This is a genomic window from Rhodobacter capsulatus, assembly GCF_052363185.1.
Taxonomy (GTDB): domain Bacteria; phylum Pseudomonadota; class Alphaproteobacteria; order Rhodobacterales; family Rhodobacteraceae; genus Rhodobacter; species Rhodobacter capsulatus_E.
In genome coordinates, this window is the sequence record NZ_CP198955.1 from 971,498 (window position 1) to 984,531 (window position 13,034).

A 13,034-nucleotide genomic window follows, 5' to 3' on the forward strand; every position below is an offset into this window, starting at 1 on the left:
CTCAGGCGCTCAACGTGATCTGCAAGCCGAGATCGCGGCAGATTTGCAGGACAAGACCGATGCGGGCGGTCTCCTTACCGTTCTCGATCGCGCTGAACGTTGCCGCCGAGACCCCGCTTTGCATCGCGGCTTCGGCCTGATGCAACCCAAGCGCCTGCCTGCGTGCGCGGATCGCCTGTCCGAGGTCAGCGACGGTGGAGATGGTGGTGAGGGTGTCGGTCATCGCGCCATCGACGATCGTTGAAATGAGTATTGAGGATGCACCACCTTGAGGCTTGCGTCAACGATCGTTGAAATTGTGGTTTGGGATGGGCAGCTCGGCGGGTCGTTTCAATGATCGTTGATGTGCGATCCCGAGCAGGCCGAGGCAGTCAACGATCAAAGGTGCAGGTCGTCGGGCTCAGGCGCGAGGGCTCGGGAAGGTTGACAGCATGGTTGACAACGTAACATTTTGGTTGACAAAAACAGGTCCAAAGTTGACAGAACCTAACATTTTGGTTGACAAGCGACCCTGAAAACGTCGTTTTTGTCAACTTTTCAGGTCAGCTTGTCAACCTTGTCAACCTCGAAACCCCAATAAAATAAGGCTTCGACGCTCCCAAGGTTGACAAAAACCTCGGAAAACTTTTTTCCGACCAAAGCGCGGACTTCAGGACGAGGCATCCTGAAACGAAATCCACCAGGATCGGATCGAAAACCCTGCTCTGCGGCATGACAACGGCTTGGCTGACGACGATCGTTCCGGCGTGGATTTCGATGCGAAAGTGGCCGTCATGAGCGTGTTTCCTGCGCCGCTCTTCGTAAAATGACTGTAGCTCATCAGCTGAACAGCTATTCAGCTATGTAGACAGCGCGGCGCAGGACGTCGTTTCTCCGGTTCGATCGAAAATGCGCTTGGGGCGCTCACAGGCTGCGATCTCGCGCGGGTGCACCGCGACATCATGCGTGATGATGGATGCGACTCAGTGCGCGCCCCAATGGGTCTGACGCACGCTCCGTGGTCGACCTGCGGTGCTTGATGTCGATCTGCATGACAAGGTGCGAAGCGAAGGGGTGGAGGACAGCCGCGGCGCACCTGTTCTCCTTGCGATCGGAAAATCACCGGACCCTTCCGGTCCCGATGTCGTCGCGGACATCTTCGAAGGGATCAATCGTTGCCTTTGAGCCGCAGACTGGAGCGTCTCGCTGCAATCCCGGCACCCACGGCCTCGATCAGGGATCGCGGGATTTCGGCGTCAAGCGCGGCGCAGGTGTCTGCGAAAGCCGTGGGAGCGCGCTCCGCCATCTCGTCGAGAATGCGCTCGGCGCGCTGTTTCGAGAGACCCGCCCGCAATGCGGTTTGCACGAAATGCCGACCGTGGATCTGATCGAACCGGTAGTGCCGGTTGTCGCCCACAGACATCGCCATCTTCATCTGTTTGCGCTCGATCGTGCCCTGGACCAGCGCCGGCTGCACGGTGAGGATGTCGTAAAGCGGTGTCAGACTGAAAGTGCCCCTGCGTCCAAGGTGCAGGCTGAAGTTCTTGGCATGACCGTCATTCGCCCCGATCAGCCAGAACACGATCTGAGCTTTCAGAAAAGTCTCGCGATCCGCAAGCGGCGTGTCGCTGCCTGCGAGCAGGTCCAGCACGGCCAGCATGCCTGGACCGCCGTCCGATTGGTATTTCAGACCCGGTGGGACCGAGAGCGCCTGACAGCAATCCTCCTGGGGCAACCGGATCGGCCGACCATCATCGGTTCGGCGCCGGTCGAACCGTTCGATGACCAGCGCCTTTGTCGCGCCGAATGTCATGATTTCCGCACCGGTCACCGGCAGGCCGAAAGCGCCGACCAGTTTCAGACAGAAAAACTCGTTCTCGACGCTGTCGGACAGGTCGATGCCGCCCGGAAGCCGTCCGATCCGGGTCTTGAAGATATGCGTCGTCGGTGTGGTTCCGTGGGGACGCAGCCATTTGCCTTCGTTGCGCAAGAGTGCGGTCTTTTCCTGCGCTCCGGCCACCGAGATGCGAAAGTCGTCGTCACGTTGCAAGCCCAAAGGTGCCCTTGCCAATCCGAGGAGCAGCTTTTCAATGGCCGCGTCGTCGACCACTTCACCAGAAATGGCGCCGGTGGCGTCTTCGGCGACGTCATCTCCCGCGACGAATTGCAACGCGCCCACGCAATCGCGCCCGATCACCGACAGCAAGCTGAATGCATCGGAGCCTCGCGCCCCGACGCGCTCTGCGACCTGCTGACGAATGCGGGTCGAGTCCGGCAAAAGGTTCTCGAAAACCGCTGTCACCGTTTCGCCGCGATAGGGTGTTTCGCGCAAAGGCATCGACAGTGATACGGGTTGCGCCCGATCCGAGGCCAGCCAGTCGGCATGATAGCTGAAGGAGATCGCCCCGCTCGCCTCTCGCGTCAGTGTGCCGACGCGCAGGTTGTTCAGATGCACCCGAAGCGGCGGATAGGCGGGACGGCGACCCATTACGCCAGATCCTCGATCTCTTGCTGTCGCCATTTCGTGCGACTGTCGATCCGGAACTCGAGATCGAGCGCTCCCAGCACCGACAACAGCGTGTCGATCTTTGCCGGACTTTCGCCGCGCTCGATGTCCGAGATCGTGGCCTGACGCAGGCCCGCGCGCTCGGCCAGGTCACTCTGACTCCAGCCGTGGCTTTTTCGGGTGCGCTGAATGACGGCGCCGATCTGCTTGGGGGTGCGTGCAAGGTTGCTCATGGAAGGAAGAATACGATAGAGCGCATAAGTCGTCAATATTCGCCGCAGCGAATAAATCGGCTTTATTCGCCGTGGAGTATAAGTTGACTTTATGCGCAGCAGCGTATCGTGAGCCTGTGCCCCGATCGCGTGCTCCGATGTCAGCGCGACTTCGGCTGATTGCTCGAAAACATGCTGCTGCGGATGGATGCCACCGCAGTCTCGACCGTGCAGGGCGGCCTCAAGTGGGGAACGGCTGCAAGGCGGGATCGGTCAACGAAGGACCAGCCCGGACAATCACTGGCTGCATCGCCGCCACATTCGGTGCAGGTTTTTTCTACCGTCATCAGCCTTGTCCGCGATCGTGACCCCTTTATGGCAGCCTTTTCTGTAAGGAGTCCGAGCGAAAGACCCTGCTTTCGGTCCTTTTAACTGTAGATAAGCACTTACTCAGAGGCTTCCACACACCCCTTCATCAAGGCTTCAGCTTCTTCCACGCCGTTCCTTCACGCTTCTCCAGGGCTGTCAGCGCCACGTTCACCTTCCTGTTCATCTCATCCCAGGCAACGAACGAGTCCGCGAGCCGCTTTCCTGCAAAAACGCGCGGCCGCGGACCTTTGATCCTTCGCACCGCTTTCGCCACATCGCGCTTCTGCGTCTCGAGGAAATTTTCGCTCGCGCGGTCCATCGCCATCAAACCGACCAACCCGGCGCGCAACCAGGTCTTTGAACGCCAGCGCTGCTTTTCATTCTGCAGCACATCGCTCCCGGTCCTGATCTGTGGCCGTGCCGAAAACGTTGGCAGCTTGAACTGGAAGTAGCACTTTTGCAGCTTGCTTGCCTGCAGTGCCTTCAAGGAAGCGATGTCGGTCACGCCGATCGCAGACAGTTCGGCCCCCTTCAGCGTCACTTCGATCCGCACCCGTTTCCGGTCATCGGCAAGGTCGGTGAAACTCCCATCCATGCGCTGCGTGTCGATCACCTTGTCCATGAGCCGGATCATCAGGTCAGGCGATAGAGCGGAAGGTGGTCGTCGTATTTGGCGACGAGGATGAAGGCCAAAAGGCTCGGACCGGCAAGGCTGCCGGGGTGAGGCGGAGAAGCAAACCGTCCAGTGGACGGTTTGCCCGCCGAACGCCGGGTCGGTGCCGGGCATTGCACCATCTTCTCGCAGCACCGGCAGGACTTCTTCGGCCGCGCCACCTCGATCAGCTTCAGCCGGGCCGTGATCATCTCGAGGATCTGACTCACGTCCTCGCTGACGAGGCGCAGGGCGCCACCGCATTCCGGGCAGCTCTCGCCAGGATCAAGCTCGCGGCGCTCGCGCGGCGTGTCGGGCGACACCCGCGGGCGCCGACGTGGCGCCTTCTCCGGGGCTTCGGCGTCGCCTTGGTCGTCTGACGTGCTGCAGATCGGCGCGGTCTCGACGCTGTCCGGCTCGGGCGGGGGCGCAACCTCGGCCTCGGCCACCTTCAGGCTCTCGAGCGCGAACTCCAGTTGCTCGATCTCGCGGGCAATCTTCTCCGAGCCCTTGCCGAAAGCCTGTCGCCGCAGCCGCGCGATCCGCATTCGCAGCGATTGCACCAGCAGGTCATGCGCGCGCAGGCTGGCCTGCAGCTGAAGGATCATCTCCTTCAGGGCGGCGGGGTCGTCCGGCAGGGAAGAGGCGGTGTGCAACATGGCCAAAGATACCATGCCGCTGCCCGTAGTCCCAACAAAACAAGGGCTAAGCGGCGCTTTGACTCACATCCGGGTCGGCGCGCTCGTCCAGCGCGGCTGGCGCCAATCGATTTTCGCGGGCTCTCTCGAACCGATGGCGTTCGCCCGCTCAATCCCAGAGCATCGCCATCTGCGCCGGGGTCAGTGCAACTTTACCCTCGGCGGCCTTCGGCAAGGGGAAATGGCCGCGCTCGAGCACCTTGTAATAAAGGCAGAAGCCCTGCCCATCCCAGTGCAAAATCTTCAGCCGATCGCCCATGCGCCCCCGGAACACCAAGAGCGCCCCACCCGCCGGATCCTCGCCCAACACCTTCTTTGCCCGCGCGCAGAGCCCGGCGATCCCGCAGCGCATGTCTGTCGTGCCGACGGCAAGAAACACGCGCACCCCATTCCCAGGCCCGATCATGCGCCTTCCAGAACCCGGATCAGCTGCGCGAGGCCCGAAGCCGACAGCCCCTCGATGGCGCCTGATGGCGCCCTTCGCTCGTCGCTATGTCATTTTTTCCTGACCGCGTTCATTTGAACGGAAGAGCGCTCCCGCAATCGCCGTCTGACGAGCGAAGTCAAGGCGTCAAGTTCGTGCCAGATTGTTGTTTTTATTTGATTTTGCTGGGAGAAGTATGGTGCTGCAAGAGAGGATTGAACTCTGCTCAGTCCTTTGAAAATAAAGGAAATGTTTGCCTGTCTGGCACCTGATCTGACCCCAATTCTGGCACCTGATGACGTTGCGTCAACCGGGCTGCGAATGCTCTTTCGGTCGCACAAAAAACAGCGATGGTCGAGTGCTGTTTCATCCCGACAGCAACACATGCGTGGGGTCGAAAGAGGGGCTTGCGCCCCTCCCAAAGGGGAACGGCGGACCTTCACCGTTCCGACGCCTCATCCCGCGTCAAGAAGCTCGCGTAACGCTCGCACACGCGCTGGTGTCACCTTTGGATCGCGACCACCACTGATCACGCGGATGAACTCGATCCACGCCTTCTCGTTCTCGCTCAGCTGGTCCCGCGGTCCCAGCGGTCCCGTCGGCACCATGAAGACATCGCTCATTTGCCGAAGATCCCACGCAATGTGCTCCGCCCCCGCGCCGTGATCCGAGGGTCGCTGTTGCCAGATGCGTCACGCAGCTCGTCGAGCCACGCCTTCTCGTTCGCGGTAATGGGCGTGCCGAAAATCTCGGTGATCGCCTTCGCTGCGGTCACCCCCACCGCCTGTTCCAGCGCGATGCGCATCAGATAGGCCGGATCGACCTCAAGCGCCTTCGCCAGCGACGGCACCCGGTCGAGTGGTAACTTGCTTTTCCCCGACTTCAGGATCGAGATGAAGTTCGCATTCGCGAAGCCAGCCTCGGCTGCGATTTCGTTTTGCGTCTTGCGATGGGCGAGCGCATCGACGCGATCGGAGATGAGCCGGGCGACTTCGCTGGTTTTGAAAGGGGTCGTCATGGTTGTATTCGTCTCGTTGTTGTTGCTGATGAGACGACCGTAACCAACCGCACTGCGCGCGTCGGGTGGGAGTTGCGCGCGAATGACCGGGATATGAATGCACGACCGAAGTCCTAGAAAAAACGCGTCGTGGTGATGGGGATGCAGCCGGTGCCAGCCGGTTGGGGATGGCTGAACCCTCCACTCCCGGTGAAACGAAGCGAGCCGGGTCAGGGAATGCCGCATTAACGCAGCGCGAAGGTCTGGGGCGCAAAATGACTTTGAAACAGGGGGCGCGGGGCTTATATTGGGCAGAGAGCGGATGATCCTGAGCCATCCGAGGATGACATGACCATCAATGTGAACGACTATCCGCAGTTGCGCCAGCTTTGCTGGAACCGGCCCGATGGCGCGGTCCTGGACGGGCAAACCGCGCTTGCGCTTTATGAGCGCAACTGGCGGTTTGTCGATCAGGATGCATTCACCCCGCGTGAACAGGAGCTTCTGGATCGCCTCGTTGCCGACTATGGCAACGGGCATCTGATGGTCGCTTGATGGCTGCGCCGCAGGGGGCGGAGCTTTTCACGCGCCGTCATCACAACGACATCCTTCATGTGCTGCGCTGTCTGAACGGCGAGTTGCTGCGCGACGCCGAATGCTACTTCGGTGGTGGAACGGCGATCGTTCTCCAGCTCGATGAATATCGCGAGAGCGTGGACATCGACTTTCTCTGCGCGTCGCAAGAGGGGTATCGCAAGCTGCGTCAGGCGCTTTGGGGCGGATCGAACCTTGCGGGCTTCTTGCGTCCAGGGGCGGAGCTGACACTGGTGCGCGATGTCCGGATGGATCAATACGGCATCCGAACCCTGATCGGTGTGGGTGATGTCGCGATCAAGTTCGAAATCGTCCGCGAAGCCCGGATCGAACTGACCGGAGAAATCGATCCGCGCTACGGTGTTCCGGTCCTTTGCCGCGATCACATGTTTGCCGAAAAGCTTTTGGCGAATGCTGATCGTTGGAATGACGCAGGGGTGCTCAGCCGCGACATCCTCGATCTGTCGATGATGATCTCGCGGTGGGGGCCAATTCCTGCGGCGGCCTGGGTGATCGCCGAGGGTGCCTATGGGGACACCGTGCGCAAGGCTTACGACAAGGCGGCCGAGCGCATTCGCGCTCCCGAGTGGCTTCGAAAGTGCATGCACGACATGGCGATGGACCCTGACCTCGAGACGGAGATCCTGGCGGTGCATGGCGGTCCGGTGTCTTCGACCTGAGATGTGCGCTCAGACTCACGCAGCTGGTCACGGGCTGCACCCGCGATGTCTTCGACCTGGGGGCAGAACATTCTCGACGAGGACCAACTGGATGAAGCGAGCTCTTTGCAAAAAATGCAAACAACCCATGGGCGATCAGCGACGAACTACACTCTCGATGGGGCATTTCAGTTGACGCATGCGTCTCAGACTCACATGGGGAGACACTGGCTACGTCCGCTGTATCGCCGACTAGGGCTGAGCTGAAGACACATGAAGCGCGCCAGCGACGCGCTCCGGGGCTCTGGTGGCGCCCTGCGCGCCTTAACCGAACATGGTGCAACCGAAGTCCTAGAAAAAGCGCATCGAGGTGATGGGGGTGCAGCCGGTGCCAGCCAGTCGGGGGCGTCTTAAACCTCCACTCCCGGTCGATACATCTATGATCGGTTTCTATCGGTTGAGATCGATCATCTACGACTGCGGTGATGTGCGGTCGTTGCTTGCTCGTTTCGGGACTTGTTGGGATATGCAGGCAACCGATCGTCGATCGCTCAACTGCTGCGGGTTGCTTTTTTCGCTGAGATTTGCACTCTTAAGTCAGATACGCGCGAGAGCAAAGGTGTTCCATGACCAAAAAGCCGTTTCCAATATTCTTCTCAGTTTCCAGCGCCGACATAAATTTCGCGGAACAAGTCTGGGAGCAGTTTCCCGACGATTGGATTTACCTATATTCCAAGACCGGTGAGGAAGCGGCGCACATGTGGGATGAGATATCGGGACGCGAACTCCCAAGGTCGAAAATCCTCGTGGTTTTTTGGTCGCGAAAATATATAGAGGCGCAAGGGTGCGTTAAAGAGATAAAGCAGGCCGCAAGTCTATTAGACGGAAAACTTCTGCGCCCATTGGTCTTACGTTTAGACGACTGCCCCCTGCATTGGACGGAAGACTTTCCAGAAAACACGAAAGAGGTATTTTCTGCCTTGGGTAAGGCGCTGGATTATCGAACGTCGCGAGCAAACCTGCCTATTGAAGTCGCTATCCAGTTAGTCTCGCGGGTTTCTGAACCGCTCCTCGTCTCCGATCACCCTCGTCTGCCCCGACCCGATTTGCTTCAATCAATGCGGACATCACTCCAGTTGCCGAATGATCGGTTCAGATTCTTCCCGGCAGTGTGGATATCTGGCTTCAACGGCGTTGGCCGTGAGAGCATCGTCCGCGAGTTCAATCGCGATTTCGTCCCGAATGGCCATTGCGTCACAATCGAAGTGAACGAAGCAACACTGCCTGATCAGCTTCTTCTTCGCATTGCGAGCGAAGGGCTCGGAGCAGACCAGCGCCGACTTATGGAAATTCAGGCTGAGGCGTCTATGAACGAGACGCAAGCCATCGCAAAAGCGATTGAACAGGTCGCTGAATCGGGCAACTATCTGATTCTTCGCCACGGTAGAATCGTTGAGGAACGGATCGAGTTGCCTGAATGGCTAGACGACGTGGTAAACGCGTTGAAGCCTAAAACTCGCAGCAAACTCTTCATCATATCGCAGGTTCCGCTTCCAGCAGAACGGCGGATACGCTGTCGCGAGCGGCTACAAACTCAGCGAGTCCCGACGATCGACGAGCACACCCTCAAGGACTACTGCTATCGGCTCATCGGTCACTTCGATCCCCATCCTGAGCGCTGGACTGATGACGTGGTCGATAAGGTGGTCTCCGCGTCTGTCGGGACTGTTGGTTTTCTGGTTGCGCTGGTTCGTTCAATAGCAAGCATTGAGGATTTCGATCAGCTCGAAGCTATGATTGCCGCTGAGGGTGCCCCAATGGTCGATCAGATGACTATCTACACGCGCTGGGCCTTTGCACAGCTTTCGAGTTATATCGACGAGCAGCGGACACTGATATTTCTGAACGAGGTATCACCCTGTGATATCATCGACTTAGAGCGCGTCGTCCAGCCGAGTCGACCGATGTCACGGGTTATGGGCAAGCTGCTTGAACTCGGCCTCGTCGAGAGAGAGACGGACAATCTATATCGACTGACGCCACTTTTTTCGCGGCGCCTTGGGCGCGACTTGGTTCGTCTCGAACTACTGAACTGGCTCAGGAATGCACTTTCTGAATTCGTTCGAAATCCGGGGGCAATCGAGACATCCGACCACGAATTTGTGCGCATCGAAAGCCGCATCCAAGCTGCCCTAATTTCAGGCGAAGATAATATCCCAAGCGACTTGACTCCCTTCGTGTCCGCAGCGCATTGGTTCCAAGCGGGCGTTCGCCTCTACCACGCGAGACGTATCGATGCCGCGTATCGGTTGCTACGCAATGCGTTCAAGCATAGAGCTAAATTCGCGCAATCAACTCGCATTGAGATAATCCGCTACTACTGCTTAAGCTCGATCCGAGTAGAGAATTTTCCGGAGGCGGAACAATGCGTCCAGTTGCTGGAAAGAGAACACCGCACGAAGTCGATGGCGGCATTTCTTCGAGGTAATATTCATGAGTTTAAGCGAGAGTATATTGACGCAATTCAATGGTATGAAAAAGCTCTTGAATTCAATTTTGATAAGGGCAGGCGCCTTGAGCACATCTATCGGCCATTAATCGCATGTATTCTTCGAACGCGGTCGCCCGATTTCCGCAAAGCTGAAGGTTATGCGCTCGCCTATGTTAAGCTGAGTCGCACAATCTTTAGCCTGATGTCCCTCGCGCGAGTTGAATTGCACTGGAAATATCGAGGCGAGAGTGTCGGAAGAACTGCGCCGAATGACATTGAACAACGTTACAATAACGCCTTCAGGGATCTAGCCAGTGACCCTGGCGTCGGTAGTGCACACTTCGAAATCCGAGCAGAAGAGGCGGAGTTCGAGGGGGATTTTGCAGGAGCGCTTAAATACATGGACGAGGCTGTTGCCGCCGATCCTAGGCTACTTTTGCGTAACGATAGATGGAAGCTAATGGCAAGACGTGGTGATCGGAAAGTTGCAGAGCAGGTCATTCACGAAATGGATCAAGCTAAGGCGAACAAAGAATTTTCTGGAAACTGGACAGTTCTTCAGTCCACTCTGGCAGAGACCTATGCGAGGGCGCTTAGGACTTCTGGTAAGCCTATAGGGCTGCTAAACCAGTTTGCTTTAGGCATCCCTGATGCTGAAATCGGTCGAATTATCGGGAATGTGGATTCTGAACGACTGTGAAGCAAAAAACAGGACTCGCGTGCCCGACTGCACAAGCGGCGTCAACGATAGTTTAAATGAATGCCCCCGACGCTCTGCTTCGGCGCTTCTATAAGCGATCGTTGAGGTCGCATTGGAAAGCCTCATAGGCTCGCGCAGCGAGTCGCTGGCTGCATCAGTGGTGTCGTCATCTAGGGGTGGTGCTGAACGCGCGTGAGACTCACCAGTGACTCGCTCCGTGGCTCTAGCGGCGCCCTGCTTCCACAGCAACCTCGACGCTTCACGGTCGATTGATGATCAACCCATCGCGCTCGGGAATCTCGATTTCCACCCCAAGCGCCTGTGCGAGCCAACCGGCCTGTTCCGCCATTGCATCGCCGAGCGGTTTCAGACCCGGTCCCCGCATCGGCGCGATCTCTGCGACCGCGGTCTGCACGATCTCGATCAGGCGCTTGCGCAGCGCGGGCGTGAAGCGCGGAAAGCCAAGTGCGCCGATGAAGTCATCAAGGTCCGCCCCTGTGATCTCGTCGGTCATCTGAGCGCGTCCGATGTCGAAGGCCAGCTGATGCGTCACTTCGCGGTCGATCAGCACCGGCGCGACGTCATAGACCGGCGCCAGCACCGGACGCGGACCGGTGTAAAGCAGCGCATGGTTCTTCGCGTGGTTGTCGGTGTTGCCGAGAAGCAGGTTCACCAGCGTCACCTCAAGGAACGCTTGACGCGCGCGACCGGGGTTGGCGGTCTGCGCGAGCAGCTCTCCCACCGAGCGCGCCCCGAAACGGCGGCTGTCACCGCTGTTGCGCTGGTATTTCAGATGCGGACCAAGACCAAGCGCCTGGGCGAAATCCTCCTGATGGATGCGATGCACGACCCCGCCGTCGCACATCCGGTCGAAGCGGGTGACGAGAAGTCCTTGAAGGTCGCCCTCTCCCATCATCTCGGTTTCAGCGACCGGGTGGCGCTGCATCCCGCGCATCAGGCTCATCAGCACATGTTCCTGTCGCACCAGCGCCATTTCTGACGGTCGGGGCACCTTCAGGATATGCGTCGTCGGCACGTTCAGCCCGCGTTTGGGCAGCGCAAAGCGCCCATCCGGCAGTTGTGTCAGCGCGACCTTGCCTTGAACGCCCGCAAGCGGAGACGGATCGCGGGTATCGTCGGGCAGACGACGGCGATCACGCAGCGAGACCATGATCCGAGTGAGATCGTCCGCATCGAGCGCGTCATAGTCGGTCGCAAGATCGCCTGGCGTCTTCGCCGGACCTGCCCCCATCGGCACGCAGGAGATCGCGCCAGGACAATCTGCGCCCAGATGCTCGAGTTGTCCAACGATGTCGGTCCAGTCGAGCCGGTAGCGTTGCAGGATCTGCTCGCGCTGCGCATTCTCGAAGAGAAGGTTCGAGAAGAAGGCGCGTGTCACGGCATCGCCGAAGGGTTCTTCGCGCAAAGGCAGCGACAGCGACAGCGGATGGGGCAACGTGTCGGTGAGATAGGCGAAAGCAAGCGCGCCATCGTCGAACCGGGTCAGACGGCCGATCGGCTGCGCGCGGGCTTCAAGGAAGACGTCGAGGTCGAGCCGGGGCATCTCAGGCGCTCAAGGTGATCTGCAAGCCGAGATCGCGGCAGATCTGCAGGACAAGACCGATGCGGGCGGTCTCCTTGCCGTTCTCGATCGCGCTGAATGTCGCCGCCGAGACCCCGCTTTGCATCGCGGCTTCGGCCTGATGCAAGCCAAGCGCCAGCCTGCGCGCCCGGATCGCCTGTCCGAGCTCGGCAACGGTGGAGATGGTGGTGAGGGTGTCGGTCATCGCGCCATCTACGATCGTTGAAATGAGTATTGAGGATGCACCACCTTGGAGCCCGCGTCAACGATCGTTGAAATCGTGGTTTGGGATGGGCAGCTCGGCGGGTCGTTTCAATGATCGTTGATGTGCGATCCCGGGCAGGCCGAGGCTGTCAATGATGCAAAAGTGCGGGTCGTCGGGCTCAGGCGCGAGGGCTCGGGAAGGTTGACAGCATGGTTGACAACGTAACATTTTGGTTGACAAAGACAGGTCCAAAGTTGACGGAACCTAACATTTTGGTTGACAAGCGACGCTGAAAACGTCGTTTTCGTCAACTTTTCAGGCCAGTTTGTCAACTTCGTCAACCTCGAAACCCCAATAAAATAAGGGTTTTCCTCTGCCAAGGTTGACAGATTTTCGGAAAACTTTTTTTCTCCTGAAAGCGCGGCCTCCGGGACGGCTCATCCGGAAACGAAATCCATCGAAACAGGATCGAAAACCCCGGTGCTCGGCATGACAACGCCTCGGCCTACGACGATCGCACCGGCGCGGATTTCGATCTGGAGGTGGTGATTTCGGTCTCGTTTCCTGCGCCGCGCTTCGTCATATGACTGTAGCTCATCAGCTGAACAGCTCTTCAGCTATCTAGACAGCGCGGCGCAGGACGGCGTTTCTCCGGTTCGATCGAAAATGCGCATGGGGCGCTCACAGGCTGCGATCTCGCGCGGGTGCACCGCGACATCATGCGTGATGATGGATGCGACTCAGCGCGCGCCCCAATGGGTCTGACGCACGCTCCTTGGTCAGGTGCGCTTGTCTTTCGAACCGACATCAAATCGAGGAGTGGAGGTTGTGTCTGCCGCGCGTGATTCTGTCTTGTTCTGCAGGACGTCGGCGCCCTCCACCCTGCTTCCTGCCTGCCGCTTGGATCGTGCCGATGCGTCGTGCCGCATGCTGTCCCACTTGACACTCGCCTCAAAGCGGAGAACC

11 protein-coding genes and 1 pseudogene are annotated in these 13,034 nt (G+C 58.8%); 3 read left to right on the top strand and 9 right to left on the bottom strand.

The features are described 5' to 3' along the window. Position 1 precedes the first annotated feature (1 nt). The 7 genes and pseudogenes from ACTTAG_RS04990 to ACTTAG_RS05020 form a co-directional block, all read right to left on the bottom strand. Complete coding sequence (locus tag ACTTAG_RS04990) at positions 2 to 223, bottom strand: helix-turn-helix domain-containing protein (RefSeq protein ID WP_444464440.1); 222 nt, start codon at positions 221 to 223, stop codon at positions 2 to 4. 924 nt (positions 224 to 1,147) lie between these two features. Continuing rightward, complete coding sequence (locus ACTTAG_RS04995) at positions 1,148 to 2,467, bottom strand: type II toxin-antitoxin system HipA family toxin (protein ID WP_444464441.1); 1,320 nt, start codon at positions 2,465 to 2,467, stop codon at positions 1,148 to 1,150. Continuing rightward, positions 2,467 to 2,718 (bottom strand): helix-turn-helix domain-containing protein, encoded by a 252-nt coding sequence (locus ACTTAG_RS05000; protein WP_444464442.1) that lies wholly within the window; start codon positions 2,716 to 2,718, stop codon positions 2,467 to 2,469. The genes ACTTAG_RS04995 and ACTTAG_RS05000 overlap by 1 nt, the downstream gene beginning before the upstream one ends. 454 nt (positions 2,719 to 3,172) lie before the next feature. Next, complete coding sequence (locus ACTTAG_RS05005) at positions 3,173 to 3,688, bottom strand: hypothetical protein (RefSeq protein ID WP_444464443.1); 516 nt, start codon at positions 3,686 to 3,688, stop codon at positions 3,173 to 3,175. Positions 3,689 to 3,708: 20 nt separating this feature from the next. Then, positions 3,709 to 4,377, bottom strand: a pseudogene (locus ACTTAG_RS05010) (IS66 family transposase zinc-finger binding domain-containing protein); the annotation flags it as partial. 148 nt (positions 4,378 to 4,525) lie between these two features. Beyond that, a complete protein-coding gene (tnpB, locus tag ACTTAG_RS05015; protein ID WP_444464444.1) occupies positions 4,526 to 4,795 on the bottom strand; it encodes an IS66 family insertion sequence element accessory protein TnpB in 270 nt (89 codons plus the stop codon). 664 nt (positions 4,796 to 5,459) lie between these two features. Continuing rightward, positions 5,460 to 6,083 carry a helix-turn-helix domain-containing protein gene (locus tag ACTTAG_RS05020; RefSeq protein WP_444464445.1) on the bottom strand — a complete coding sequence of 208 codons (624 nt, stop codon included), beginning with the start codon at positions 6,081 to 6,083 and terminating at the stop codon, positions 5,460 to 5,462. 102 nt (positions 6,084 to 6,185) lie between these two features. Here ACTTAG_RS05020 and ACTTAG_RS05025 point away from each other — a divergent pair, with 102 nt between their 5' ends. The 3 genes from ACTTAG_RS05025 (at position 6,186) to ACTTAG_RS05035 (ending at position 10,281) form a co-directional block, all read left to right on the top strand. Then, positions 6,186 to 6,392, top strand: coding sequence for a hypothetical protein (locus ACTTAG_RS05025; protein ID WP_023912155.1), 207 nt, complete (start codon positions 6,186 to 6,188; stop codon positions 6,390 to 6,392). After that, entirely contained in the window at positions 6,392 to 7,111 is a 720-nt protein-coding gene (locus ACTTAG_RS05030) for a nucleotidyl transferase AbiEii/AbiGii toxin family protein (protein ID WP_444464446.1), read from the top strand. The genes ACTTAG_RS05025 and ACTTAG_RS05030 overlap by 1 nt, the downstream gene beginning before the upstream one ends. A 605-nt stretch (positions 7,112 to 7,716) precedes the next feature. Then, positions 7,717 to 10,281, top strand: a complete 2,565-nt coding sequence (locus ACTTAG_RS05035; protein ID WP_444464447.1) for a hypothetical protein — start codon at positions 7,717 to 7,719, stop codon at positions 10,279 to 10,281. Positions 10,282 to 10,540: 259 nt separating this feature from the next. Here ACTTAG_RS05035 and ACTTAG_RS05040 read toward each other — a convergent pair whose 3' ends face one another. Next, positions 10,541 to 11,845 carry a type II toxin-antitoxin system HipA family toxin gene (locus tag ACTTAG_RS05040; RefSeq protein WP_444464448.1) on the bottom strand — a complete coding sequence of 435 codons (1,305 nt, stop codon included), beginning with the start codon at positions 11,843 to 11,845 and terminating at the stop codon, positions 10,541 to 10,543. Position 11,846: 1 nt separating this feature from the next. After that, positions 11,847 to 12,068, bottom strand: a complete 222-nt coding sequence (locus ACTTAG_RS05045) for a helix-turn-helix domain-containing protein (RefSeq protein WP_023921405.1) — start codon at positions 12,066 to 12,068, stop codon at positions 11,847 to 11,849. Positions 12,069 to 13,034 lie beyond the last annotated feature (966 nt).